This is a genomic window from Lentibacillus cibarius (assembly GCF_005887555.1).
Taxonomy (GTDB): domain Bacteria; phylum Bacillota; class Bacilli; order Bacillales; family Amphibacillaceae; genus Lentibacillus; species Lentibacillus cibarius.
In genome coordinates, this window is record NZ_VCIA01000001.1 from 2830894 (window position 1) to 2856263 (window position 25370).

The window sequence follows — 25370 nt, forward strand, 5'->3', positions numbered from 1 at the left end:
AAATTTCGACTTCAGTAAACCGAGTCAACTAATAAGCTAGAACGCTTTAAACAATGGGGGGGTTGTAAGAATGGCGATTGCCGTTGGTTATGCTGTTGCTTTGTTAGGTACAGTTATCGCTTATCTGCTCAGTGAAGGCAAGCCGAAAAAAACAAAATATAAAGTGTGGGGCATTGCTCTTATGTTACCGATATCACCAGCTTTGGCTTTTTCGATTGGATTAACTTATGCAGTGATTGTTAAAAACGGCTGGGCAGCATTAATGATGTGGTATATTTTTCCGTTAATTTTCATAATTGGTCTTATCATGTTGTTGGTTGGAATCTTTAGTAAAGAAGAAGCGAAATAAATTGATGTGATAAGACGATCAGGCGCAAAAGACATGCGTTACTTCGGTAATATCTGAATAGATTGGAGAATCAAGGGGGTGTTTAAATGTTAAAAGTTGTACAGTTATCCATTTTAATACCCTTTATTTTTATGGTTGGGTGTAGCGGTCTTTCAAAATACGATGATAATGAAGCAGCAGCGATTGTAAAAGGTCAAGAGATTACAGTAGGTGATTTACGTTTTTTATATCCTGATGATACTGCGTTAGATTATCTTGAATCGGCAATAGAAGTAGAATTGGTAAAACAAGAGGTAAAAGAAATGGACCTTGATATTTCTAGCAATTTAAGTGATGAAAAAAACCGTAATGAATTCAAAAAACTTCCTCCTAAAAATACAAAAAAAGACGAAGGTGGAAAGCAAATTCGTAAGTTTGCCAAAGCTCAAGCTAAAAAATTAGATATGACACCAGAAGATTTCCAAAGAGAATATGCAAATAAAATTAATGAACGAAATGCTTATATCAATACCTATCTCGAGGAGAAATTAGGTGATGCAGAAGCAGATGTTAATGATGAAAATTGGATAGAGGAATTTGGAGAAGAATATCATAATTTATTAGAAAAACTGGTGGATGAGAATGAAGATGAAATTGAAATTTTAATTGATTAATAACTTCAAGAATCGAGCCACTATCGTAAATAAGGGTCAGAAGGAGTTGATACCCTTGGTCATTTTGGCAGACGCATTACGTACGATTTCTTACTTAACTCTTATTATTAGTGCAGGTTTCTTTTTACGACATTTGGACAAAACTAAAAAGCAAAGAAAACTTCTAACCGCTGAATTTACAATGTACATAATCATACAGATTGCACTTGCCCTCTTTGCAATCAGTTTATTGATTTCGATATTTGTTAATTGATTATAAGACTCATAAGTTACACGCAGAAGACCTTTGACCAGGTGAAACAAAATATATATTATCCGTAGTAAAATTCAGTAGAACACAAAAAGGGGATTAATAAAATGGAAGATCAACAATTTATCGATATTGAATTGAAGGAATCTGAATCCTTAGCCAATATGTTGGGTGAATTGCTTAATCAAAAAAGAGAAGAAACCGGGTCGTATAATATTTTTGTTCAAAATGTAATACCGGTGGGACAAAATCATTTTACTGTCATTCTGAATACTGTTGTGACAGGCTACTAATTGAAGTTAAGATTGTGATAAATACTTGTTCATTAATCAGGCGCGGTTCGAAAAAATTTAAAAGTAGACTCCCAGTTGATTGGAGTGAAAGACGGCGACTCCCGCGGAAAGCTTCCGACTGGAACGGAAATCAACGGGGTGTACGTTATTCTATTATATCGAACGGGTGCAGTTCTTGTCCCGAAACCTACAGGAACATACTGTATGCAAAAAGAGCTCCAGTCCCAGCTGGAGCTCTATCCTTCTATTCATAGCTTTTTTCCAATTCATCAACGAGCTGTCCGACATAAGCAACAGCTTCTTTAATAGCGTCTGGCTTGGACATGTCGACGCCGGCTTTTTTAGCTAGGTCGAGCGGCTTTAACGTTCCGCCGGCTTTGAGAACTGAAAGCCAGCGATCCACGGCAGGCTGACCTTCTTCTCGGATTTGTTTAGCCATTGCGGTGGAAACGGTCAGCCCGGCTGAGTAGGTATACGGATAAAGGCCCATATAATAATGTGGTTGCCGCATCCATGTCAGTCCGGCGCCGTCATCGATGGTTACAGCGTCACCCCAGAAGTTTTCCAGTGCTGCCTTCTTCTGTTCGTTCAGAACGGCTGCTGTCAATGGTGTTCCTTCTTCAGCCAAGGCGTATACACGTCGCTGGAACTCACCCTCAAGCAAATGGGTTACAAAGTTATGGTAATACGTTCCAAGCAGCGAACTAATGACCCAGCGTTTCATCCGTTTATCATCCGTGTTTGCCAGTAAATGATCAGCAAGTAGCAATTCATTCATTGTTGACGGTGCTTCGATGAAATACGTGGATGGGCTGGTGTTGACAAGTGACTGATTTTTTCCGGCTAAATAAAAATGTCCTGCATGCCCAAGTTCATGCGCCAAAACAAATGCACCCCGCATGGTATCTGTCCATGTGATTAGTATATATGGATGAACGTCATATGGAGGTGAGCAAAATGCACCGGTTTGTTTTCCGACGTTGTCTGCCCGGTCAACCCAGCGGTTATGAATACCTTGCCGCATAATGTCGCTATACTCCGGCCCCATCACCTGAAGTGCTTCAAGGATGGTATTGGTTGCTTCTTCGTATGTTGTTGCCGGATTGAATGTCGGATCAAGTGGCGCTTTCAAATCGGCAAAACGCATCTCATCGAGGCCGAGCTTTTCCTGTTTTAGTTTGGCAAACCGGCGCATGTGCGGTGCAAGCTCGTTTTGAATGACATCAAGCTGATTATGGTACATGTCCTTAGTCACCTGTTGCGGGTGTAGCAGCATGTCGGTAACCGAATCATAGGAGCGCAAACGTGCCATCGTAACTTGTTTGGTTACTTCGGTTGCATAGGTTGCGGCATACGTGTTCTGGTACTGACGCAACGTTTTCGTGAAGGAGTCATATGCTTGTCGCCTTGCTTCTGTATCAGGAGACAATTCATAGCTGTCCTCATAAAGTGCAGCAGACATCGGCAGTTCGTCACCATTACTGTCTTTGATAGCGTCAAATTGCATGTCTGATGATTTGCTCCGCTCGTAAATCATATATGGTGCGCTATGTACCTCGTCAAGGGCGGCAAGCGTTTCCTCGATTTCCGGAGCGAGTGTAAATGGTTTTTTCTCAAGGATATCTGCAAGCATTTTCCAGTAGGTTTCGAGTGCCGGTTCTACGGATATAAAGTGCTCGATGGCTTCTCCCGTTAATTGCAGCAGCTCATTTTCAACAAAGGCCAATTTGGCGCCTATCGCGGCCATGGCTGATGCTACTTTGGCAGAATCGGCCTGATTTTCGGGGTCGGATCCGTCCGCACTGGATTTCAGGCTTGCATACGTCGATACGCGAATCAGCCGTTTTTGAAAGTTTTCGTATGCTTGCAGTCCATTTAACAGGTTCTGGGCGTTTGCTGTCAGTCTGCCTTTATACTGTGTGACATCACTGACGTTTGCTTGGATAGCTTTCAATTCTTTTTCCCAGTCCTCTTTGGATGCAAATAAGTCAGTTAAATCCCATGTTTGTTCAGCAGGTACTTCCGAACGTGTTTTTCGCTTTGTGGTTGTTGCCACCATGTTTTCTCCTCCCTGTTAACTATTTCGTTTCTCTAACCAATTATACATTATAAATAACCGAAATAATATATTTTTCCGATAATTTTTTGGTGAAGAACTCCATTTGCACAAAAAAATACAGCTGTATGAATAGCTGTATCAATGGAAGGATAGTATGGTTTTAGCGTACACTAGAAATACGTCTCTATTTTACAAAGCTGGATGGTCACAGTCGTCACACAAGTTGCCGTAGCAATCTGCCTTTTCATACATGATATCACCGCATTTGTGGCATCTCTTCTTTGGCAGGTTTCGGAAAAACTCAATAACGTTAATCATATATGCATCCCCCTTTGATTTGTTAAACTTATTGTAATATAACAGTATGCTAAATGTCAATACTGTGTTACAACAAATTTTAAAAGAAAATTTAAAAGGGAGTGAATACTATTGAAACTAACTATAATCGGCTTTTGGGGTGGTTATCCTGGCCCGGATGGCGCTACTTCGGCTTATTTACTCGAAAAAAATGGTTTCACACTGTTGATGGATGCCGGCAGTGGTTCATTGTCCAAATTGCAAAAAAGAAAACATGTGATGGATCTGGATGCAGTGATTTTGTCGCACTATCACAGTGATCATATTGCTGACATCGGTGTTTTACAGTACGCGCGACTGGTTCAATCATATCTTAATGGACCGGTTGATACGCTGCCGATATACGGCCATACAGAAGACAAGGCAGGTTTTAACCAATTAACCCATAAGTGTACAAAGGGTGTTGCGTATGATCCAAAGTCGGTATTGACGATCGGTCCTTTTTCCATCACGTTTCTGAAGACCAACCATCCGGTACCGTGCTTCGGGATGCGGATAACAGATGGAGATGCAACGATTGTTTATACCGCGGATACGGCATTTAAGGAAGAATGGGCGAATTTTGCCAAAGATGCTGATATTCTTATAACGGACTGCAATTTTTATGCGGATCAAGACGGTGCACAGGCAGGACACATGACAAGCGAAGAAGGCGCCACGATTGCAGCTGGAGCAAATGCCGGCGAACTATTGCTGAGTCATCTGCCGCAGTATAGGGACAATCAGGATTTAGTGACAGAAGCTAGTGCGCATTTCTCTGGGAACATTCATTTGGCACGGGAAGGTTTTGTTTGGGAAAAAGGCCATAATTTTTGATTGGAATGGCCGATTCATTTAAACTTGTTGTTGTCGAATCATTTAAATAGAGGAGGTATAGCTATGAAATTTATTGATAATCAGGGAATAACCGATCCAATGATTAACTTGGCGATTGAGGAGTATATTTTGCAAAATTTCGGTGAAAAGGATACATATTTACTGTTCTATATCAATAAACCGTCGATCATTGTTGGGCGGAATCAGAACAGTGTAGAAGAAATTAACACAGATTATGTTGAGGAAAATGACATCAAGGTTGTCCGTCGCCTATCTGGTGGTGGTGCGGTTTACCATGATGAACAGAACCTCAACTTCAGTTTTATTACAAAAGATGACGGGGAAAGTTTCCAGGATTTTGCTAAATTTACGCAGCCAGTTGTTGATGCGTTGAATAAATTAGGTGTACCCGCAGAAATGAAAGGCCGGAATGACCTTGCCGTTGAAGGGCGTAAAATCTCCGGGAATGCGATGTTTTCAACCAAGGGGCGCATGTTCAGCCACGGGACGCTAATGCTCGACTCGGAGATTGAGCATGTTGTAGCAGCATTAAATGTTAATAAAGAAAAAATTGAATCAAAAGGAATTAAGTCGATTCGCAGTCGTGTTGCCAACATTTCCGAATATCTTGATGAAAAAATTTCAATGGAAGCGTTTAAAGAACTGATTCTTAAATATATTTTCGATGTGGAAGATGTGAAGGATGTGCCGCGCCATGAATTGACCGAAGCGGATTGGGATGAAATCTACAAAATCTCGGAAAACCGCTATCAGAAGTGGGAATGGAACTTTGGTAAATCCCCGAAATTCAACGTACAGGCATCACATAAATTTGACGGGGGTCTTGTCGATGTGCGGCTCGACGTGAAAAACGGCATGATCGAAAACTGCACAATTTATGGGGACTTTTTCGGACTTGGTGACGTTAGTGAATTAGAAGACAAGCTGACCGGTATCCGTCATGAGCGCAAGGCAATTGACGAAGCGCTCGCCGATGTTGATGTTTCCTACTATCTTGGCAAAATTTCTAAAGAAGACTTCGTTGGCTTGCTTTATTAATTTTAGAAGAAAAAGGTTGGGCAAAAGGAAATAAATCAACTGGATTTTTGCGGGGGTGCGGCTGATGAGCAAAACACAGTTGTATTTGTGACGGTTTGAGCGGATATCTGGTTAACTTGAGCCGGAATTGTGACAGCTTGACCCAATCAGTAAATATTGCACCCCTTAATCCTAATCAGGAGATATCCGCTGTTTTTATGGATTCTTCCAGCTTTTTTTTCGTATATTCGCTGCACATTTTTGTATTATTCTCCATAACCTGTGCAACATAACGCTAAAAAGGAGTTGGTAGCAATGTATAAAAAGGATCAACCGGAACTAGATACATTCACCTTATTAAATCCGGGGTTCGACATTATGCCCGGACAGGATAGCGACAAACAGAACCCCGTTACACAGCTTCAAAATGTAAATGATCCTAAATCATCCGGCTAAAGTGTTTGCCGGATTTTTGTCAATTTTATTAAGAAAATGAACATTTCTATATCATTTTTGCAATAAATCTGGTAAATTGTAGACAGGCCTCTTTCTTTTCATGTAAAAGAAAGGATAAGTTATATGATAAATAATGTTTACCTTACATCATATGAAGTCACCCCTCTCACAATGGCCATCGTAGCCGATTACGATGATAACGGTGATCCAAGGACGATTGTACTGGAAGAACAGGAAAAATTCATTGTGCATAAGTCCCCCACTAAGATTATTGAAGATGCGTGTAAGTTTTTTGGATCAAGTCTAAAAGGTCGGCAGGAGGGCACTCGTGGTATCTGTGGCATTACCCATAAAGCTCCGATTTCCATTGACCCGTCATGTGGCATGTATTTCTTTCCCACCGCGTCACCGATGAAACCCAAATGCTCGTGGATTGCGCATTCTCATGTTGAACAAATGAATCAGTACCCTCATCGGCAAACGGAATTTATTTTCAAGAACGGCTGGACTATGCTTCTGGATGTTTCCTTTGGGTCGATGCTCAATCAGGTGCAGCGGACGGCCCAGTATCGGTATCTTCTTGATAATCGGCTGAAGTATGTGCAACGGAATAACGCTGATATGGTGGCAGAGCCTTATGCATAAGCTCCTTTATAATTATTTCCACCTTTTTGCGGATGGCCGGGTTAAAGTAATTCCGTTTTTCTTCACGACCGTTACAAAGGAATAAGTAGGAAGAGAATGAATCATTTTTATTTAGCGTAACGACCCGCATGCTTTTATCTCGCATCATTTTCCGCAAATCCTTGCGCTCATTCGTGGCTTCCGTGTTCATCGCCTCCAGCATGTCAAGATATGGTTCCTTTATTTTAAATGTTCCCGCCTGGACATGCTGGATATCCTGCTGTATGACAGTTATTGCCATGGATAGAAATAAAAACCGTGAAGCCAGTTGCAATTCTTCATCATTCAGACAACGCATGTTAACCCCTCCATATAACGAACATTTGTTCTAAAACCATTATATGATAAATGAATAAAAAAATACACTAAAATGACAAGAAAGAGGCCAAGGAATATTCTGCTAGGCAGATTTAGAAGTTTATTTTAAAATGAAAATAGAAACACTAAATACAGTGAAAGAGATGCGTGGAATGAGTGAGGGGACAATGATGCTATGTACTTGCTGAACGTCAGCTTGATGGATTGGAGACTATGGCTTGAGCAGGAGAAAATGGATGAATATATCCTGGAATTACTGAATGAATATGAAAGTCTTGGTCCACTGCCGGGCATTCTTTTGCCATTTATAGAGGCGTTTTTGCCTTTTTTGCCGCTTGTTGTGTTTGTTTTTGCTAATGCAGCGGCATACGGCCTTTGGAAAGGGTTCGTTTTATCGTGGCTGGGGTCGTGTGCTGGCTCGATTGTGGTGTTTTTAGTGATTCGCCGGCTTGGGGACAAGCGCATATTTAAAGCAATGCGCAGAAACAAGCAAGTCCACAAGGTAACCAACTGGGTGGAGCGCCATGGCTTTGGTCCTTTGTTTCTGTTGATGTGTTTTCCGTTCTCACCCTCGTCGGTCATCAATGTTGTATCAGGGTTATCTAAAATAAGCATGCAGCAATTTATCCTTGCTGTCCTAATGGGGAAATCGGTCATGATTTTTTCCATCGCGTATGTTGGGTCAAGCATATTGGAATTTGCCACGAAGCCAGTTAAAACCATTGTTGTCGGGGTGTGCATTTTGCTGTTCTGGGTGTTCGGTAAATACCTTGAACGGCGGCTGAACAGGAGAATCACTGAAAAAGAAATTTCAGAAAAGCGACAGGTTAAAAAGTAAATAACCGGGGTATGCTGTTAAAAAAGCGGAAGCACCCGCTATTTCTACAAGACAGACCCTGGAGGAAAACTGGTATGAGAAAAAGTTATATACGGAGAGTTATTCCAATTATTTTATTGGCTGTTGCTTTGGCATTTATCTTCCGGTCACAGCTGTTTGCAAGCTATATTGTGAATGGTGAATCGATGGAGCCGACCCTTTATGATGGAAATCTGCTCATGGTTAATAAAGTAGTTTACAATCTGACTGATGTTGACCGATTTGACGTTATTGTGTTCCATGCCAATGAAAGGGATGATTATGTAAAAAGGGTCATTGGTTTGCCGGGAGACAGCATTGTTTACAAAAGTGATAAGCTGTATATTAATGGAGACTATATAGGAGAACCATTTCTGAAGTCGTTTAAGAAAACGAGTAGTGTAACACCATATACCGACGACTTCACGTTGGAAGGAACAACCGGAAAGACACAAGTACCTGAAGGGAAATTGTTCGTCATGGGAGACAATCGAAGAAATAGCCTAGACAGCCGCAAAATTGGTTTTGTCCCAATTGATGAGGTTGTTGGAAAAGTGGACATTAAATACTGGCCATTTTCGGATCTCCAGTTAAGTTTTGGCTGAACGAGATAATAGCAAAAGGGATTACATATAACATCAGTGCCATCAAACCTATTCTCTGCTAAAATGAGAATAGGTTTATTTTTTGGTAAGGGAGCGGAAGCGATGGGACTCCGATTCTTATTAGGGCGCGCCGGAACCGGCAAAAACGACAGAATTCTGAGAGAAATAAAAGAAGCGCTGGTCAATGATCCTCAAGGTGCGCCTATCTATTATATTGTACCTGAACAGATGACGTTTCAGCAGGAGTATGCACTATTTCAGGACGAAACAGTAAAAGGAAGCACACGCGCACAGGTGATCAGTTTTTCACGGCTAGCTTATCGCGTGTTGCAGGAAACCGGCGGCGGAACAAGGCAATTTATTAGTTCGGTCGGTACACAGATGATGCTCCGGAAAATCATCGAGGAAAAAGAAACTGATTGGAATATATTTCAAAAAACATTGGAAAAACAAGGATTTCTGGAACAACTTGAGCGCATGATCACCGAGTTCAAACGTTATCGCATTACACCGGACATGCTTTATATGCAAGTAGAACAGATGAAGCAATTTGTTCACCAGGAGCCCGGTGAGGTTGCATTAGCAGGGAAGCTGAATGATTTAGCTTATATTTATGAAAAATTAGCTATGGCACTGCATGGAAAATATGTAGATAGTGAAGATCAACTGCAGCTGCTGGCCGACAAGCTAAAAGATGCGCCATCACTCGACGGTGCAACCATTTATTTGGACGGTTTCCACCGTTTGTCCCCAAAAGAACTACTCGTTGTAGAAGCGCTCATGGAAACGTGCAGTACTGTAACGGTGTCATTGATAACCAATCTTCCGGATGGTGACGCGCCTTCGGACTTGGACTTGTTCTATCAAACGAAAGACACGTATTATACGCTTCAGGCAACAGCGGAGGCGAACGGTATTCCTATTGAAGGGACAGAGGTGTTTCAGGTTGAAGAAGGAAAATTGCGCAACCGTCCATATTTTTCCCATCTGGAACAGCATTTTGACACACGTCCTGCACCGGCTTATAAAGGGGAGGCGCCCATTCAAATTGCTGAAGCGGTTCATCCGCGAGCAGAATTAGAAGGTGCTGCCCAGGAAATTCTCCGCCTCGTCCGTGAAGAACATTATCGATTTCGTGATATAGCTGTGTTCATCCGGCAGACCGAGGTGTACCATGATTTGATCGAAACGATTTTCAATGATCATGACATTCCGGTTTTTATTGATGAAAAACGTACGATGCTTAACCATTCATTGATTGAACTGATTCGGTCCGTGTTGGAAATGGCAGATGGAAATTGGCGCTATGATGCTGTTTTCCGTGTGTTAAAGACAGGCTTCATTCCGTCTGTTGATTCACAATACCCACTGGATAATGACGCAATTGATGAACTGGAAAACTATGTATTGGAATACGGCATTCGTTCACGGGAACGTTGGCTCGGTGATGAAGAATGGATCTTTCAGCGTTTTCGCGGGTTTGATCAGTCAGCCCAGACCGATAAAGAAAAGGAAACACAAAAACGGATAAACGCATATCGCAGCCAGGTGGTTCAGGCATTGCAGGCGTTTGACCGTGATATTCGAAAGGCAAAAACGGTACAGGACCGGTGTGAAGTCGTTTATCTATTGCTGGAGAAGCTGAATGTACCTAATCGATTGGAACAGATGCAGCAAATGTACGACGAAGAAGGGAAAATCGAAAAGGCGCGGGAGCAGGAACAAGTGTGGAATGCAGTGATCCAGTTATTCGACGAAATGGTCGAGATGGCAGGGGACGAAACGATGTCACTGAAAACATTTCGTTCGGCGATTGAAGCTGGGTTTGAATCGTTGACATTTGCCCACGTACCACCAAGCATTGATCATGTTATCGTTGGTACGATTGATCGGTCACGGATAAGTGGCATGAAGTGTTCGTTATTGCTTGGGGTAAATGATGGTATATGGCCAATGAAGCCGGCCGAGGACGGCATGATCAATGAACAGGAGCGTGACACACTGGCGGCGCTTGGGATGCAACTAGCGGAAAGCAGTAAACGCCAGCTGCTAGATGATTGGTTTTATATGTATCTGGCGTTTACGGCGGCGAATGATTATTTATGGGTCAGTTATCCGTTGAGTGATGAGGAAGGAAAGTCTAACATGCCTTCCCAGCTCATTAACCGGCTGGAAGAATTGTTTCCGGCATGTTCGGAACATCTGCTGCTGCAGGATCCCGATGAACTGGTGGATGCCGAGCGATTTATTACGACGCCTGTAAAGACAAGGGCTGCACTGACTGCCCAATTAGCCCGCGTCCGGAAAGGCTATCCAGTGAAAGATGTATGGTGGCATGTCTTGAACTGGTATATAAAACATGAGCCAAAACACGGTACAACTTATAAGATCTTGCAAAGCCTGTACTATCAGAACCGCCCAGCGAATTTGACGAAAGAGACGATGGACGAACTGTATCCGAAACAGGTGAAAGCGAGTGTCTCCAGGCTGGAATCGTATTACCGCTGTTCGTATCAGCACTTTGCAAACTATAGTCTGAACCTGCAGGAACGAAAAACGTATAAGCTGGATGCCCCTGATATTGGTCAACTTTTTCATGAGGCACTGAAAAAAATCACCGAATGGATTCAGGCTGAGGGAAGGGAATTTGCCCAACTGACGAAAAAGGATAGTGCGGGCTATGCACGCCAGGCTGTCGAAAAACTGGCACCAGCACTGCAGCACCAGATTTTGCACAGTTCCAATCGGTATAAATATATTCAGGAGAAGCTGCAGGAAGTGATTACAAGGGCAACATACATTTTAAGCGAACAAGCCCGGAACAGTGCGTTCACACCGGTCGGGCTTGAACTTGGTTTCGGTGATCAGCAGCCGCTTGGTCCGGTTAAGTTATCATTGCCGAATGGGTTTGAACTGATGCTGCGCGGACGGATTGACCGTGTAGATAAAGCAGAGAATGATGATGGATTGTTTTTACGGATTATCGACTATAAATCAAGTGAAAAAGGGCTGAATTTGCTAGAAGTCTATTACGGACTGGCGCTGCAAATGCTGACTTATTTGGATGTTGTACTGTCCGAATCCGAACAATGGCTCGGTGTGAAGGCAACACCAGCCGGGGTACTTTATTTTCATGTACACAACCCGATGATTTCTACCAGCAGACAAATGACCGATGCTGAAATAGAAAAGGAACTGTTCAAAAAATATAAAATGCAAGGGCTATTACTCTCAGATGAGCAAATCGTCAAGCTGATGGATACGTCACTCGAATCAGGCAAGAGCCAGATGATTCCTGCCGGTGTGAAAAAGAACGGCGGATTTCACAGTAACTCTAAAATTGCCGACAGCGACACATTTAGAAGCCTGCAAGATCATATCCATCATCTGATGACACAGGCCGGTATTGATATAACATCAGGCGGTGTCCATCTGAACCCGTATCAATATAAGCAAACAGTTCCGTGCACCTATTGCCCATTTCTGTCCGTCTGCCAATTCGATCCGACGCTAGAGGAAAATAATTACCGGAAGCTGCCAGATATGAAAGACGAAGAAGTGTTGGACAAGCTTCGTTATAAGGGGGAATCGTGATGGCTGCCTGGACGCAAAAACAGGAAGAAGCAATTTATACAGATGGCAGTGATGTCCTTGTTGCAGCTGCCGCGGGATCAGGGAAAACAGCCGTGCTCGTGGAACGCATTATCCAAAAGTTAGTTCGAACGGATAACCCGGTCGACATTGACTCACTTCTTGTCGTGACATTTACGAATGCTGCGGCACAGGAGATGCGCAGTCGTGTCGGGCAAGCCCTGGAAGCCAAATTGGCCGAAAATCCGTCGTCCAATCATCTGAAAAAACAGTTGTCCATGCTGCAGCGTGCATCCATATCAACATTGCACTCCTTCTGCCTTGATATTGTCCGGCAATATACGTATCTGCTTGATATTGATCCAGCCTTCAGGATTGCTGATAATATGGAAACCGATCTGATCAAGCAGGAAGTAATCGATGACTTATTTGAGGAATGGTACGGGGAAGAAGGGCAGGCACAGGCAGACTTCTTTTCTGTTGTGGACCGTTTTTCCAGTGACCGCAGTGATGCAGATGTGGAAAAGCTTATTCTGACATTGTATACATTTGCTATGCAGAATCCATGGCCGGAAGCATGGTTGGATCGTCTTTCCGAAGTGTATGATATCCCAGATAACTGGCGAGAGGATGACCTCGACTGGCTAGCCATCATTAAAAACGAGGTCCGAAATGAGCTAGACGCCATCCAGCAGGAGATGCAGCTGGCGATGGACTTGACGAGAGAAACGGATGGTCCGTACCACTATGCGGAGACAATTGAAGCTGATTTTGCCAATCTGCAGGAAGCACGGGTCCATCTTGATTCTTGGGATGCGTTGCAAACATTTATGGTTTCCAGTGCGTTTGCACGATTATCAGGAAAAAAAGCAGACTGTGATGAGGCGAAAAAGGATCAAGCTAAAAAATTACGGGACCGTTACAAAAAACGCTGGAATGATATGAAGGATAGATGGTTTAGTCGTGATCTGGCAGGGCATGTGCGTGACATGCAGGAATTGGCGCCCGTCATCAGACAACTAACCGAGCTTGTTAAACAGTTTAAGTACCGTTTCACCGAACAAAAACGCGAACGGGCGATTGTTGATTTTTCCGATCTTGAACATGATTGCCTGCAGCTGTTGATGGATGATACATCACAACCCGGCCATGTACAGCCTTCTGATGTGGCTCTCGGTCTGCGTGAGCAATTCACGGAGTTGCTTGTTGATGAGTATCAGGATACCAACCTTGTTCAGGAAACGATTCTGTCGCTGATAAGTGATCAGGACGGGCCCGGTAACATGTTCATGGTTGGGGATGTGAAACAAAGTATATACCGTTTCCGTCATGCTGAACCTTCCTTGTTTATCGATAAGTATAAACGGTTTGCGACGGATACCAATCACGCCCAGCGCATTGATTTGTCCAGTAATTTCCGCAGCCGGAAAGATGTGCTTATCGGCACCAACTTCATTTTTCGCCAGATTCTTGATGAGGAATTAGGTGAAATTAACTATGATGAAGATGCGGAATTAATATATAGCAATGATAGATATGATTTACTCCCGCATGCAGATCCGGAACCTGAACTGGTTATGATCGACAGGGAAGCACCGGATGAGCAAGAAGACACGCCGGAAGAAGCGGAATATAAGGATTTGGAAAAAGCCCAGCTAGAGGCCAGGGCATATGCAGAGAAAATCAAAGGATGGATAGGCCAAAACGAGAATGCCCCGTTACAAGTGTATGATAAAACAATCGATGCGCAGCGGGACATGCAATACCGGGATGTCGTTATTCTATTACGTTCGATGACATGGGCACCGACGATTATGGATGAACTGAAAAAACAAGGCATACCCGTCTATGCTGATCTTTCCACCGGCTACTTTGACGCCATTGAGGTAAAAGTCATGCTGAACTTCTTGAAAGTCATTGATAACCCGAGACAGGACATCCCGCTTGCTTCCGTCCTCAAATCACCGATAGTCGGAATGGATGAGGAAGAACTCGGGCAGATACGTCTCGCTGCTAAACAGGCAACCTATTATGACGCGTTAAACATTTATCACCGGCGCAATACAAGTGAGACAGCCACAAAAGCCGGTCACTTTTTGGAAAACCTTGGTCGGTACCGTCTCGCATCACGCCAAGGAGCACTTTCCGAGTTGATTTGGCAGATTTATAGGGAAACAGGCTATTACGACTTTGTCGGCGGCATGCCGGGAGGACGGCAGCGACAGGCTAACTTGAGGGCGTTGTATGACCGGGCACGTGGTTATGAAACGACATCATTCCGCGGGCTGTTCCGATTTTTACGGTTCATCGAGCGGATGGAGGAGCGTGGCGATGATTTAGGTGCAGCACGTGCACTCAGCGAGCAGGAAGATGTGGTCCGGATGATGACAATCCATAAAAGTAAAGGGCTGGAATTTCCGGTTGTCATCCTTGGAGCAATGGATAAACAGTTTAATATGCAGGATTTGAATGCCCGTTATTTACTGCATAAAGACCTTGGTATGGCCAGTAAATATATCGATCCGGTGAAACGGATCACCTATCCAACGTTGTATTTTCATGCGATGAAACAGAAAAAATTGCGTGAGTTACTAGCCGAGGAAATGCGCGTTCTGTACGTTGCCATGACGCGCGCGAAGGAGAAACTGCTGATGATCGGCAATGTCGCTTCTTTCGCTAAGAAGCAGGAAAAGTGGGAGGAGATGCTCGATCATTCCGATTGGATACTTCCGGCACATGATCGTGTGAAAGCAAAGTCGTATTTGGATTGGGTCGGACCTGCGTTAATCCGGCATCAGATGAATGATGCATTACGAACAGTGGAAGTCACGGATAAGGTACTTGAAGCCATCCGTCTTGACCCATCAAAGTGGAAAGTGACCGTTGTGCATGGAAGTTCCTACATCAATCTCGAGGATGATACCGAAGTGACAGATAGTCAGCTTCAGGAAAAAGTAGTAAACTGGGAGCCGTTGGAGGTAGAGGAAAATGCCTATACTGAAGCGGTGGCCAACCGTCTGTCGTATCAATATCCATACCAGCAAGCGGCTAAAGCCCGTTCCAAACAGACAGTTACCGAGCTGAAGCGACAGCGCGAACAGAGGGATGAGTACAGTGGTGATGCGTTTATTGCCAAGTTTCAGCCGCCAATCACCAGACGGCCGGCGTTTATGCAAAAACAAAAAGAAATTACCGCTGCCGAACGTGGGACCGCAATGCATACCGTTATGCAGCATATTCCACTAACCAAACCGATGCCATCAGACAAGATCGCCGAATTTGTGGAATCATTGGCGGAAAAAGAATTTCTTACAAGGCAGGAAGCGGATGCGATTGATACCGAGGCCATTGAACAATTTTTCACCACAACGATTGGTCAAACAATCATGAACGCGGCACAAGTTTATCGGGAAGTTCCATTCAGCCTGTCCTTACCCGCGAGCGAAGTCTATGCTGATTGGACGAGTGATACAAACGAACAGGTACTGATTCAAGGTGTGATCGACTGTGTCATACCAATGAACGATGGCTGGGCAATTTTAGATTACAAAACAGACACCATTACCGTAGATGTGACCGAGCAGACAAAAGAAACGCTACGCAAGCGTTATGATGTGCAAATGGAACTTTATAAAGAAGCATTGGAACGCATCTGGAAGAAACCCGTAACAGCGGTGCATCTTTATTTCTTTTCCCGACAGCTCGAGTTAGAAATGTAGCCCAGCACTTGTGACAAAATTGTTACAGGGCGTTCCCAGGACTCATTAAGGCCAAATCCTTGGCAAATCAAGGGTTTGGCCTTAATTTTTTTTAAATAAAAACCTCCATCCTTCCCACAAAACAAAAGTGTAATATAAATCACATAAATAAGTGATGCAGTTCACTTCGATAATGACTCTCAATTACTATGATGTAAATGAACTTAGTTAAGAGGGAGGGAGGTTTTCGTATGAAAGCTTCAAAACAGAACGCTCCACAAAATAATTACGATGAAAAATCTTTAAAAGGTACGTTTGCATCGGTTTTAGTTGTAGCAGCTATTATCGTCGTCATGTGGGCCGGTGTATTCGCACTGTATATGGCTAGAGTATAAGGGGGGGAAACAGTATGCATCGTCTGGAAGAGATATGGTTAGCGTTAAGTGGTGGTATTCTTATTATTTTTATGGTGATCGTTGGTTATCAAGGGTTTGCGCTCGGTATGAATCCGCCAAGTAATATGGAAACAATTGACCCGCAAAAGGTCGACGAGATAGAACCTTTTGATGAACCTGGCGTATACAAGCGAGGCGAAAATGAATATGAAGTAATCATGACTTTACAGACATTTTCATTTAATCCTGGTGACATTGAAATACCTGCAGGAGCAGAAGTTACGTTCACGATGACATCGAAGGATGTAACACATGGGTTTCAGGTTGCCGGAACAAACATAAATGCCATGGTTATGCCTGGTCGTATTCAAAAAATTACCCATACGTTTGATGAACCGGGAAATTATCTCGTTTTATGTAATGAATATTGCGGTGCAGGGCATCAGCTGATGTCTACTGAAATTACGGTGAAGTAAAGGAGTGATAGCATGGCAAAGCCGCTAAAAGATGTTATTCGTGATGATCCGAAGAAGATATTTGGATTAAATACTGCCGATGCCAACATATCCAAGGCCTATTTATCAACAGCATTTATTACATTGCTTATCGGCGGTATTCTCGGTCTGCTTCAAGGTCTGCAGCGGGCCGGGCTTATGGAATTACCAGCGTTTCTAAATTACTATCAGGTTTTAACGGCGCATGGTATTCTATTAATTTTAATTTTTACAGCTGCTTTTACAATCGGCTATCTATATGCAGGGTTTTCGCATACAATTGGCGGACTGCTTCCGAAAGTCCGTAAGATGGCCTGGACAGGATTTGGCCTAATATTAGTCGGGGTTGTACTTGTTGTTGCAACAATTCTGTTCAATGAAGCGTCTGTCTTATACACATTCTACCCGCCAATGGCAGCATCACCTGTATTCTATATTGGACTGGTATTTGTTGTACTGGGAATCTGGTCGAACTGTTTCGGTGTATTCATTAACTATAATCATTGGCGTAAAAACCATAAAGGTCAAGTAACACCATTATTCGCATTCTTTACCATGGGTGTGTTCGTTTTATGGTTTTTCGGAAGTCTTGGTGTAACTTATGAAGTGCTGACGCTAATTCCATGGTCACTCGGTTGGAAAGAAACCGTAAATGTGATGGTAAGCCGGACACTATTCTGGAGTTTTGGCCACACACTCGTAAATATTTGGTATATTGTGGCCACATCAGCATGGTATGTAGCAATCCCAAAAATTATTGGAGGAAGACTGTTCAGTGATAAACTGGCAAGGGTTGTCGTCATTTTACTTGTTATTTTAAATATTCCTGGAGGATTCCACCATCAGATTATTGATCCGGGAATCACAGAATCCATTAAGTTTCTGCACGTGTTTATGAGTGTGTCCATCGCATTCCCATCTCTTATGACAGCATTTGCGATGTTCGCCGTCATGGAACGTGCAGGTCGCAAGCACGGTGGAAAAGGATTATTCGGCTGGCTTAAGAAACTGCCGTGGGGCGATGTACGTTTCCTAGCACCGATGATTGCAATGATCGCCTTTATTCCTGGTGGTGCAGGTGGGTTAATCAATACAAGTAACCAAATAAATCAAGTTATTCACAATACACTCTGGGTTGTCGGACACTTTCACATAACCGTCGGCGTGTCGGTTGTGCTAACGTTCTTTGGTATTTGTTACTTTTTGATTCCGTTCATTTCAAAACGCAAGCTGACACCGCAAATGAACAAATTAGGGATCATTCAAACGATTGTTTGGACAGTCGGAATGTTGCTGATGGCTGGTTCACAACATATGGTTGGTCTTTTGGGTGACCCACGTCGGACATCTTATACAACTTATGGTGACCATGAGACAGCACTGAGCTGGATTCCATACGAATATGTGATGGGAATTGGTGCTACATTGCTTCTTCTGGGCATCATCATCCAAGTATATGCCGTATTCAATATGATGTTCTTTGCACCAAAAGGCGAAACGGAATTCCCAATTGGTGAATCTGAAGATGATGCATTACCAACACCACTCTGGACAGAACGTTGGAGTCTCTGGATTATCCTGATGCTGATGGTTGTTGCTATGGCTTATGTCGTACCAATCGTAGACTTTGTCGTGAACGGATCTCCAGGATCACCGCCAATCAAAACATGGTAATATGTTACTTGTAAAAGAGATAGTCCGTTCATTTGGGACTATCTCTTTCCATAAGGCTGTTTTCACACATGATGTTGTTTTTAAGTAGTTGATATCTAATGCGACATAAGTGGTATGTTGATTTCCGTTCCAGCCAGTCGCTTTCCGCGGGCAACGCTTCAGCTTCCTCGGAAGAAAACCGCTTCCTGCGGGATCTTCGACGCACAGGACGTGCTAGTGCAGGCGTTGCGACAGGACGTCGCGATCTTAGCCTGCCTTCCTTTTCCCGCAGGAGTCGACTGGCCTCCACTCCAACCAACCATCAAAATAGAGATATAATTAAGTATCAAGTGAATATTATAAAATCACAACTACAATACCAGCGGAGGAAATACACGGAGACTCCTGTGGGAGCAAAAGCCTAGATGAGACCCCGCAGTGCAACGAGCATTACCTCTACCGAATAAGCTACGAGTTGCGAGGAGTGCTGCATCACTGAAATCACTTCCAACACGACGAGCACCCAGCACGAGGAGGCTCATCAGCTGCCCACGGAAAGCGTAGTGTATTTCCGCGCGGTGGTTTAACACTCATACAAAGTTACGTCGCAGTTTATAAAAATTGTTAAGTAGGGTTTCGTTCTCTAGGGTGAAGACAGGCTTATATTAAAATTCTTTGGGAAGTGATCGTTATGATCAAAAACCGACATAATACAATCGCAGTGGTGGTTGTCATCGTTTTTGGCTTTGTGTTGTTTTATTTTGGTACTGACGGGTTTCACGCATTTACAGCGGAAAGCGCACGCACCTATGACATCTTGCAAAACAAACCTGAATTTCCATCTGTTACGCTGGAAGACAGTAAGAGCCGTACGTACACGTTTGACGAGTTTGCTGATGGAAGGTATGTGTTTGTTACGTTTATGTACACTAGCTGCACAACTGTTTGTCCGGAACTGGAAATGAACATGTTACAAGTCTACGAACAAATACCGGAAAAATATATTGACGAAGATATTGTTTTTTTAAGCATCAGTTTTGATCCAGAACGAGATGACCCTAAGACATTAACAAAATACCGTGGCTATTTTGACAGTGATGGGGAAACGTGGCGAATGGCCAGAATTAACGATAGGGAAGAACTAGATTCGCTTCTTGATGAATTGGGAGTCGTTGTTATTCCGAATGAAAATGGTGATTTCACCCACAACAGTGCATTTTATTTAATCGGTAAATCAGGTCATCTGCAGCAAGTAATGGACTATACGCTAGTTGACGAAGCTGCCGCCAAAGTGAATGATATACTATCGGGACAGGAGGGCGATGAATAATGAAACAGTCATTTTATGGAATGCTCTTGTTTATCTTTCTCGTCCTCCCACCTGTGGCGACCATTATGGAGTCAATTATGATTGTCCATATGCATATGCAAATGACCCTTCTAGTAATCTCCGGATTGCTGATGGGGCGCTTTTTCCAGTTGAAATTCCCTCAGTTTTTTAGTAAGTGGAACCATAACGGCATCCCGGGTATTCTTTTATTCGCTGTTATCTGGAGTTATTGGATGGTTCCGCGGGCGATGGATGAGGCATTGACGATACAAATGGTGGAGCTGTTTAAATTTGTAAGTTTACCGTTTCTTGCTGGCGTTCCATTAAGGGATAGCTGGAAGAAAATTGGTTCAGTCGGACAGAAGGTCGTTTTTGGATTTTTAATTATCGTATTCTCAGTGATGGCCTGGTTGTATATTGGAGCCGACAGTCAAATTTGCAACAACTATCTTCAAGTAGAGCAGCAAACACTTGGCTGGGGGTCGTTGTTTATCGGTGCGTTGTTATTAGTCTATGTGATCCAGTTATTTTTTATCGATACGACTGCTTATGAGGAAGCGGAGCAGTGCAGTTAAATAACCATTTAGAAAAACTTCGGCCCCACCTTATAGCGAGGCCGAAGTTTTTTAGCCTTTCAACATTCATATTTTCTGACGTTATAAAAAAGACGATCTGTCATCTAAAGCACTGACAGATCGTTTATGCGTTGGCAGAAACATTCTGGTCACTGATATCGGGATCCAGTGGGTTAGTTGAACTGACGCCGTTATTCGTACAGATAAAATCACCAGTATTCTGTGATCCCGAGCCGGTGCTTGTTTTGGAGGAGCTTTTCGGTGACAGGTAAAAAGAATCACCAAAATTAACGACACCCCCGCCAACACTATTTATCTTAATTGGTCCTACCATTGATGGCATAATAACACCTTCTTAGGTTGAAATTGATGAACTATGATAGCTTATGAATCCGCTTGGTTCGTGTGTGTATTGTCGTCCATTAATCGGCGGAAATGTTTGATTCGTGCCTCACTGGTCACTTCGCGGATACTGCCTACTTGGAAAATAGCAGCTTGACTGACACCTAATAAGTTGATGTCCCCCACATGGATGGTTTCTTTATGCTGAAGTGTGGTTTTCTGAACGGGTTGTTGTTGCTCCGGTAAATTCGCTTCCATGTCAAATAGGGAATAGTTTTCAAATCGCACGCCATCATCACCAGAGAAAATGGCGCCTTCTTTTTGAACGGCTATTCCCTTGGCTTTTGTACGGGCACATACGGCGTCACCGATATTAAAGATGCTGCTGTATGTTAAGCCGTTTAATTTAATGTTTCGAACGGAAGATGTACGCTGCTGCATGCTCTCATCACCCGGATAAAGGAACAATGGTGCCAATGGTGGCTGCCTCAGGCGGGGTGTCAAAGAAAGACGAGAGCACAAATCGTTCGTTATCACCAATCAGGAACACAGACGATGCTGTTACAGTACCGATGTCAACCTGATCGACACAAAGCTCCCAATTGTGTACTTCCATATTCATCTGTTATCATCCCCTTCCATATATTTGCTTAAGGAGTGGCGAATTTCTTGTTTAATCTGATCCGCAATATACGTTTTCGTCTCTTCCTCATGAAGGTTGCGCTGATTACGCTTAGCCTCTTCCTCATAAAAGGCAATTCGATCAGGCAACTGTTTAGCAATATCCTCTGTAAGAACGGCCGGATCGATGGTATCCGGAGCAATTTGGTATTGTGCTGCCATTTCCCGGATAAGTTGTTCGCCATTATTATTCAAATAACCGTTTAGCTCTGTCAGCAGTTGCCGTTTAAGCGAAGACTTGCCAGAATCAGGAACGGATAGGTCTTCTATGTCTTTCAGGTCATTCGGGGATAGGCCGATATGCAGTGTCCCATCAAGTTTTTCTATTTTCAGTTGGTCAAAATTGTATTCCACTTTTTCAACGGTTTGCTCTTTTTTCTGGTTGTTATCATTTTCGATGACTTGCATTCTCGATTCGAGTGACCGGATGAACTGGTCTTGTTCATCAATCCGCTGATGGAGATAGTAGATGTAGTCATTCCAGTTGTTCATGAGGTGTCCTCCTTTTGGCTGGGCAAAGACCTACACACAACATATGCATATACTTACGAAGTGTTACGTTTCTGGTTTTTGCAAACGGATGATAGCGGACTCGCCAATCGGTTCGGCCGGCTCAGCGGGCTCAGTATAACCGCCTGTATTATAAATATCAGCTTTCGACTGAATGCTGCCAGTGCTGCCAATCTGTAGCACAGATGAATTTGATATCGATCCAACTTTAATGAATTGAATTGAAATGGATTGGTGAATAGTGAGATGCATAAGGGATACCTCCATTCTGTTAGGAAAGGATATTTTGATCCGCCTTATCATTATCCTTTACGTACGTGTTTGACTGTCCAAGCCTAATGTATGTCCCGTCACCGGTATTAAAAGACCCACCGCCAGCATAGGTTTTTGCAGTGCTTTCCGGACACATGGAATAGACGTCACCGATGTTAAAGATGCTGGAATTGCCGATGTTGTTTACTTTAACTGCACCTACTTTTGCTGGCATCGCACTTCCTCCTTTTATGTATATAGTTTATGTACAGAAGCGGATTTTTGAAACCATAAAGCGAGGAATTCTGCTTGCCAGTAGAGACCGCAGTATAAAATTATCCATAGAATTGACACCTTTTTTTTTGTTTGTTCAACCAGTTATTCTTAAAAAGAGCAGGTTTTATATGAACGTATTATGTCAAAATGGACGCAATTATTATAGGTGAATCTTACCAAATAAAGGATAATTTTAATCCAGGGCAATGAACCTATCCCTGTCCTTTCAATGGTTACTTCATCATCTCAATTGAAAAATCAAAATACATGATTATGAATGCCCCAATCGGAATACCTATCAACCATGCCCACAATGGTCTGCTGTGGTGAAGGCGTAATGTAGGGAAAATAGCACAGTTAAAGAGAACAGACCAAGCGTAATTCCAGCCGTTATGATAAGTCCCCAATCCGGATACAATTGAAATATATTCATTCAAATTAAAAATGAAAATCCATAAAAGAATCCAAACTATTTGTGCCATCTTTTTTTGGGGATAATTTGCAAGAAAAATCAATACGACAGCTGGATACATCGAAAGGGAAATAAAATAGTCAGTTAATGTGTGGTTTGGAAGTAAAAGAGATTCTTCATACCTCCAAAGAGGATGCGGGTACATTAAAATACTGCTAAAGAAATCCATGCAAATAATAAATAAAATGGTCGGATAATAATTCCTCCAATTTCTCCAATCACCCCAAATAAAAACAGCTATTAAAAATATTAAAGGTTGTATTATTTGGAGAAAAATTGAACTAAGGATAAATTTCATTGCTAAAATCCACCGCCAAAAACATTATGTTTATTATGCTAAAAAGTTCACCCACAGGGTTAATTCAAAAGGAATCTTCATAATTAATTTTCCAATAAAGAATTGTCTTATTCTAATTACCTCATAGTTACGTTAAAATGTACTATAGGTTAGAGAAATTCCCACAATCGGGCACTTTCGCGGAATAAGTCGTGCGCCTGTGATGCCTTCATTGGGGCATTAATCGAATAACCGAAAATATGATAGGAATTTAGTGTTACAGAGTGTATAAGTAGAGGATGGTTTGCTTTGAAGCTCTGGGAGAAAGTCATTGTTGTAGTAGCAATGACTTTACTGGTAGTTGTTGCAGTAGCTGTTGTTTGGACTTGCAGGTTGACATAGGCGGCGCAGTGAAATCAGGAACATTTTTTGATCCAGATCGGATTGCTGAAGCATATTGGGAACTTTTTACTAAACACGATAAAAAAAGATCCTATATCAGCAGTAAATGGTAATAAGTTTTTGCAGCCTCATTAAAGGGCGCAACTGTGGAGTAAGACAATAAAAACAAAGTAAAAAACGCTTGGATAAGTTATAATCTATCCAAGCGTTTTTAACTCTTTAAATCGAATGTGAAAATAGTTTTTCTAAGCAAAGTCAATTTGTGTGCTATTTGTAATGTTAGTTGCATTTTCTCCGCAGTGAGTGAACTTGCTTAGGCACTTCATGTGGTGGAGCTGCCCTTTTGGTGATGTTTAGCCTGCCAATACTTCTTTAATATGGCCAATTGCCCAGTCAAGATCTTCTTGTTCGATAACGAGCGGTGGTGCAAATCGGATGACGTTATCGTGTGTTTCTTTGCATAGTAGGCCTTTTTCCTTTAGTGCTTCACAGTACGGGCGGGCTGGTTCGGTGAGTTCCACACCGATGAATAGGCCTTTGCCCCGTACTTCCTTGATTTTCGGATTATTGATCTTTGTCAGTTCATCCATCATGTAATTGCCTAGTTTCAGCGAGCGATCAGCCAGTTTCTCTTCCTCGAGTACTTCCAGTGATGCGGTGGAAACGGCACAAGCAAGCGGATTTCCGCCAAATGTCGATCCGTGTGATCCCGGGTTAAAAACGCCAAGAATATCTTTGTTAGCAACAACGCAGGAAATAGGCATGATACCACCGCCGAGTGCTTTGCCGAGAATCAGGACATCTGGTACGACATCTTCCCAATCGCAGGCGAACATTTTTCCGGTTCGGCCAAGTCCAGCCTGAATTTCATCGGCCATATATAGGACGTTGTTGGCGGAACAGACGTCATACGCTTCTTTCAAAAATCCTTCCGGCGGTATGTTGATACCCGCTTCCCCCTGTATTGGTTCGAACAGAAAGGCTGCCGTGTTTTCAGTGATGGCATTTCTTAAAGCATCAACGTCACCATATGGGATAACTTTGATGCCTGGCAGCAACGGCCCATATCCGCGCTGGTATTCAGCCTCAGATGAAAGGGAGACGGCTGTCATTGTCCGGCCATGGAAGTTTCCTTCACAGACAATGACTTCTGCCTGGTCTTCTTGAACGCCTTTGACATCATATGCCCAGCGGCGGGCGGCTTTAAATGCCGTTTCAACCGCTTCAGCACCGGAGTTCATCGGAAGTGCCATTTCCTTATTTGTTAGTTTGCAGATTTTTTCATACCATGGTCCAAGTTGATCGTTATGAAAGGCTCGGGATGTGAGGGTAACGGCGTCCGCCTGGTCTTTTAGCGCTTGAACAATTTTCGGATGGCGGTGTCCCTGGTTTAACGCAGAATAGGAACTGAGCATGTCCATATAGCGGTTGCCTTCCGGGTCACGAACCCAAACACCTTCTGCTTTTGCTATGACAACAGGGAGTGGATGATAGTTTTTCGCACCATATTCCTGTGTTTGATCAATGATCTGCTGACTTGTTTCAGTCATAATATCCCTCCGAATTCAAAAATACATTGCATTTTTATTATAACAGTTTTTGTGCTGTTTTACTTGCTTCTATGATCCGAATTTTAAAGATTTGCAGAAATATGGATTATTCATTAGTTTTAATATTGTTATATCCTG

At 42.9% G+C, this 25370-nt stretch carries 27 protein-coding genes; 16 read left to right on the plus strand and 11 right to left on the minus strand.

All coding sequences use genetic code 11. The features are described 5' to 3' along the window. Window positions 1-70: 70 nt before the first annotated feature. The 3 genes from FFL34_RS13855 to FFL34_RS13870 all read left to right on the plus strand — a co-directional run bounded on the left by FFL34_RS13855 (window position 71) and on the right by FFL34_RS13870 (window position 1545). On the plus strand, window positions 71-349 hold the full coding sequence (locus FFL34_RS13855) for a hypothetical protein (RefSeq protein ID WP_138603938.1): 279 nt from the start codon (window positions 71-73) through the stop codon (window positions 347-349). 86 nt (window positions 350-435) lie between these two features. Continuing rightward, entirely contained in the window at window positions 436-1002 is a 567-nt protein-coding gene (locus tag FFL34_RS13860; protein ID WP_138603939.1) for a hypothetical protein, read from the plus strand. Between the two features lie 357 nt (window positions 1003-1359). Next, entirely contained in the window at window positions 1360-1545 is a 186-nt protein-coding gene (locus FFL34_RS13870; protein ID WP_138603941.1) for a hypothetical protein, read from the plus strand. Window positions 1546-1789: 244 nt separating this feature from the next. Here FFL34_RS13870 and pepF read toward each other — a convergent pair whose 3' ends face one another. After that, window positions 1790-3604 carry an oligoendopeptidase F gene (gene pepF / locus FFL34_RS13875; protein ID WP_138603942.1) on the minus strand — a complete coding sequence of 605 codons (1815 nt, stop codon included), beginning with the start codon at window positions 3602-3604 and terminating at the stop codon, window positions 1790-1792. Window positions 3605-3793: 189 nt separating this feature from the next. Next, window positions 3794-3922 carry a protein YhfH gene (gene yhfH, locus FFL34_RS13880; protein ID WP_138603943.1) on the minus strand — a complete coding sequence of 43 codons (129 nt, stop codon included), beginning with the start codon at window positions 3920-3922 and terminating at the stop codon, window positions 3794-3796. 111 nt (window positions 3923-4033) lie between these two features. Here yhfH and FFL34_RS13885 point away from each other — a divergent pair, with 111 nt between their 5' ends. From FFL34_RS13885 to FFL34_RS13895, 4 genes are all read left to right on the plus strand, one after another. Further along, window positions 4034-4777 (plus strand): MBL fold metallo-hydrolase, encoded by a 744-nt coding sequence (locus FFL34_RS13885; RefSeq protein ID WP_138603944.1) that lies wholly within the window; start codon window positions 4034-4036, stop codon window positions 4775-4777. A gap of 63 nt (window positions 4778-4840) precedes the next feature. After that, window positions 4841-5836, plus strand: a complete 996-nt coding sequence (locus FFL34_RS13890; RefSeq protein ID WP_138603945.1) for a lipoate--protein ligase — start codon at window positions 4841-4843, stop codon at window positions 5834-5836. Between the two features lie 294 nt (window positions 5837-6130). Then, window positions 6131-6271 (plus strand): hypothetical protein, encoded by a 141-nt coding sequence (locus tag FFL34_RS18320; protein ID WP_171046384.1) that lies wholly within the window; start codon window positions 6131-6133, stop codon window positions 6269-6271. A gap of 171 nt (window positions 6272-6442) precedes the next feature. Beyond that, window positions 6443-6916, plus strand: a complete 474-nt coding sequence (locus tag FFL34_RS13895; RefSeq protein ID WP_234031572.1) for a competence protein ComK — start codon at window positions 6443-6445, stop codon at window positions 6914-6916. Here FFL34_RS13895 and FFL34_RS13900 read toward each other — a convergent pair. After that, a complete protein-coding gene (locus FFL34_RS13900; protein ID WP_138603947.1) occupies window positions 6813-7253 on the minus strand; it encodes a hypothetical protein in 441 nt (146 codons plus the stop codon). The genes FFL34_RS13895 and FFL34_RS13900 overlap by 104 nt on opposite strands. 195 nt (window positions 7254-7448) lie before the next feature. Here FFL34_RS13900 and FFL34_RS13905 point away from each other — a divergent pair, with 195 nt between their 5' ends. The 9 genes from FFL34_RS13905 to FFL34_RS13945 all read left to right on the plus strand — a co-directional run bounded on the left by FFL34_RS13905 (window position 7449) and on the right by FFL34_RS13945 (window position 20470). After that, a complete protein-coding gene (locus FFL34_RS13905; RefSeq protein WP_138603948.1) occupies window positions 7449-8111 on the plus strand; it encodes a TVP38/TMEM64 family protein in 663 nt (220 codons plus the stop codon). Window positions 8112-8185: 74 nt separating this feature from the next. Next, entirely contained in the window at window positions 8186-8734 is a 549-nt protein-coding gene (gene lepB / locus FFL34_RS13910) for a signal peptidase I (protein WP_138603949.1), read from the plus strand. 102 nt (window positions 8735-8836) lie between these two features. Continuing rightward, window positions 8837-12328 (plus strand): helicase-exonuclease AddAB subunit AddB, encoded by a 3492-nt coding sequence (gene addB, locus FFL34_RS13915; protein WP_138603950.1) that lies wholly within the window; start codon window positions 8837-8839, stop codon window positions 12326-12328. Next, on the plus strand, window positions 12328-16044 hold the full coding sequence (addA, locus tag FFL34_RS13920; RefSeq protein WP_138603951.1) for a helicase-exonuclease AddAB subunit AddA: 3717 nt from the start codon (window positions 12328-12330) through the stop codon (window positions 16042-16044). The genes addB and addA overlap by 1 nt, the downstream gene beginning before the upstream one ends. Window positions 16045-16274: 230 nt before the next feature. Beyond that, a complete protein-coding gene (locus tag FFL34_RS13925; protein ID WP_138603952.1) occupies window positions 16275-16418 on the plus strand; it encodes a cytochrome c oxidase subunit 2A in 144 nt (47 codons plus the stop codon). A 14-nt stretch (window positions 16419-16432) separates the two neighbouring features. After that, the gene (locus tag FFL34_RS13930) at window positions 16433-16894 is read left to right on the plus strand and encodes a cytochrome c oxidase subunit II (protein ID WP_138603953.1); all 462 of its coding nucleotides are present in this window, start codon (window positions 16433-16435) and stop codon (window positions 16892-16894) included. A gap of 12 nt (window positions 16895-16906) precedes the next feature. Further along, entirely contained in the window at window positions 16907-18586 is a 1680-nt protein-coding gene (locus tag FFL34_RS13935) for a cbb3-type cytochrome c oxidase subunit I (protein WP_138603954.1), read from the plus strand. A gap of 670 nt (window positions 18587-19256) precedes the next feature. Beyond that, window positions 19257-19895 carry an SCO family protein gene (locus tag FFL34_RS13940; protein ID WP_138603955.1) on the plus strand — a complete coding sequence of 213 codons (639 nt, stop codon included), beginning with the start codon at window positions 19257-19259 and terminating at the stop codon, window positions 19893-19895. Continuing rightward, entirely contained in the window at window positions 19895-20470 is a 576-nt protein-coding gene (locus FFL34_RS13945) for a hypothetical protein (protein WP_171046385.1), read from the plus strand. Before FFL34_RS13940 ends, FFL34_RS13945 begins: the two co-directional genes overlap by 1 nt. Window positions 20471-20594: 124 nt before the next feature. Here FFL34_RS13945 and FFL34_RS13950 read toward each other — a convergent pair whose 3' ends face one another. The 8 genes from FFL34_RS13950 to FFL34_RS13985 form a co-directional block, all read right to left on the minus strand. After that, the gene (locus tag FFL34_RS13950) at window positions 20595-20813 is read right to left on the minus strand and encodes a spore germination protein (protein WP_138603957.1); all 219 of its coding nucleotides are present in this window, start codon (window positions 20811-20813) and stop codon (window positions 20595-20597) included. A gap of 41 nt (window positions 20814-20854) precedes the next feature. After that, window positions 20855-21253, minus strand: coding sequence for a spore germination protein GerPE (locus tag FFL34_RS13955; protein WP_138603958.1), 399 nt, complete (start codon window positions 21251-21253; stop codon window positions 20855-20857). A 7-nt stretch (window positions 21254-21260) separates the two neighbouring features. After that, window positions 21261-21434, minus strand: coding sequence for a spore gernimation protein GerPD (locus FFL34_RS13960; protein WP_138603959.1), 174 nt, complete (start codon window positions 21432-21434; stop codon window positions 21261-21263). After that, window positions 21431-21985, minus strand: a complete 555-nt coding sequence (gene gerPC, locus FFL34_RS13965; RefSeq protein ID WP_138603960.1) for a spore germination protein GerPC — start codon at window positions 21983-21985, stop codon at window positions 21431-21433. The genes FFL34_RS13960 and gerPC overlap by 4 nt, the downstream gene beginning before the upstream one ends. 63 nt (window positions 21986-22048) lie before the next feature. Further along, complete coding sequence (locus tag FFL34_RS13970; protein ID WP_138603961.1) at window positions 22049-22255, minus strand: spore germination protein GerPB; 207 nt, start codon at window positions 22253-22255, stop codon at window positions 22049-22051. Between the two features lie 19 nt (window positions 22256-22274). Continuing rightward, window positions 22275-22490 (minus strand): spore germination protein, encoded by a 216-nt coding sequence (locus FFL34_RS13975; protein ID WP_138603962.1) that lies wholly within the window; start codon window positions 22488-22490, stop codon window positions 22275-22277. A 274-nt stretch (window positions 22491-22764) separates the two neighbouring features. After that, window positions 22765-23301, minus strand: coding sequence for a CBO0543 family protein (locus FFL34_RS13980; RefSeq protein WP_138603963.1), 537 nt, complete (start codon window positions 23299-23301; stop codon window positions 22765-22767). A 734-nt stretch (window positions 23302-24035) separates the two neighbouring features. Then, window positions 24036-25232, minus strand: a complete 1197-nt coding sequence (locus FFL34_RS13985) for an ornithine--oxo-acid transaminase (RefSeq protein WP_138603964.1) — start codon at window positions 25230-25232, stop codon at window positions 24036-24038. Between the last annotated feature and the right edge of the window lie 138 nt (window positions 25233-25370).

Bases quoted from the DNA above. Each gene is read 5' to 3' on its own strand.
- FFL34_RS13970 (WP_138603961.1), bottom strand. From the start codon at position 22,255: ATGCATCTCACTATTCACCAATCCATTTCAATTCAATTCATTAAAGTT.
- FFL34_RS13960 (WP_138603959.1), bottom strand. From the start codon at position 21,434: ATGAATATGGAAGTACACAATTGGGAGCTTTGTGTCGATCAGGTTGAC.
- FFL34_RS13860 (WP_138603939.1), top strand. From the start codon at position 436: ATGTTAAAAGTTGTACAGTTATCCATTTTAATACCCTTTATTTTTATG.
- FFL34_RS13945 (WP_171046385.1), top strand. From the start codon at position 19,895: ATGAAACAGTCATTTTATGGAATGCTCTTGTTTATCTTTCTCGTCCTC.
- FFL34_RS13950 (WP_138603957.1), bottom strand. From the start codon at position 20,813: ATGCCATCAATGGTAGGACCAATTAAGATAAATAGTGTTGGCGGGGGT.
- FFL34_RS13955 (WP_138603958.1), bottom strand. From the start codon at position 21,253: ATGCAGCAGCGTACATCTTCCGTTCGAAACATTAAATTAAACGGCTTA.
- lepB (WP_138603949.1), top strand. From the start codon at position 8,186: ATGAGAAAAAGTTATATACGGAGAGTTATTCCAATTATTTTATTGGCT.
- addA (WP_138603951.1), top strand. From the start codon at position 12,328: ATGGCTGCCTGGACGCAAAAACAGGAAGAAGCAATTTATACAGATGGC.
- FFL34_RS13940 (WP_138603955.1), top strand. From the start codon at position 19,257: ATGATCAAAAACCGACATAATACAATCGCAGTGGTGGTTGTCATCGTT.
- FFL34_RS13930 (WP_138603953.1), top strand. From the start codon at position 16,433: ATGCATCGTCTGGAAGAGATATGGTTAGCGTTAAGTGGTGGTATTCTT.
- addB (WP_138603950.1), top strand. From the start codon at position 8,837: ATGGGACTCCGATTCTTATTAGGGCGCGCCGGAACCGGCAAAAACGAC.
- FFL34_RS13870 (WP_138603941.1), top strand. From the start codon at position 1,360: ATGGAAGATCAACAATTTATCGATATTGAATTGAAGGAATCTGAATCC.
- FFL34_RS13890 (WP_138603945.1), top strand. From the start codon at position 4,841: ATGAAATTTATTGATAATCAGGGAATAACCGATCCAATGATTAACTTG.
- FFL34_RS18320 (WP_171046384.1), top strand. From the start codon at position 6,131: ATGTATAAAAAGGATCAACCGGAACTAGATACATTCACCTTATTAAAT.
- FFL34_RS13980 (WP_138603963.1), bottom strand. From the start codon at position 23,301: ATGAAATTTATCCTTAGTTCAATTTTTCTCCAAATAATACAACCTTTA.
- FFL34_RS13900 (WP_138603947.1), bottom strand. From the start codon at position 7,253: ATGCGTTGTCTGAATGATGAAGAATTGCAACTGGCTTCACGGTTTTTA.
- FFL34_RS13985 (WP_138603964.1), bottom strand. From the start codon at position 25,232: ATGACTGAAACAAGTCAGCAGATCATTGATCAAACACAGGAATATGGT.
- FFL34_RS13855 (WP_138603938.1), top strand. From the start codon at position 71: ATGGCGATTGCCGTTGGTTATGCTGTTGCTTTGTTAGGTACAGTTATC.
- gerPC (WP_138603960.1), bottom strand. From the start codon at position 21,985: ATGAACAACTGGAATGACTACATCTACTATCTCCATCAGCGGATTGAT.
- FFL34_RS13925 (WP_138603952.1), top strand. From the start codon at position 16,275: ATGAAAGCTTCAAAACAGAACGCTCCACAAAATAATTACGATGAAAAA.
- FFL34_RS13975 (WP_138603962.1), bottom strand. From the start codon at position 22,490: ATGCCAGCAAAAGTAGGTGCAGTTAAAGTAAACAACATCGGCAATTCC.
- yhfH (WP_138603943.1), bottom strand. From the start codon at position 3,922: ATGATTAACGTTATTGAGTTTTTCCGAAACCTGCCAAAGAAGAGATGC.
- FFL34_RS13895 (WP_234031572.1), top strand. From the start codon at position 6,443: ATGGCCATCGTAGCCGATTACGATGATAACGGTGATCCAAGGACGATT.
- FFL34_RS13905 (WP_138603948.1), top strand. From the start codon at position 7,449: ATGTACTTGCTGAACGTCAGCTTGATGGATTGGAGACTATGGCTTGAG.
- pepF (WP_138603942.1), bottom strand. From the start codon at position 3,604: ATGGTGGCAACAACCACAAAGCGAAAAACACGTTCGGAAGTACCTGCT.
- FFL34_RS13935 (WP_138603954.1), top strand. From the start codon at position 16,907: ATGGCAAAGCCGCTAAAAGATGTTATTCGTGATGATCCGAAGAAGATA.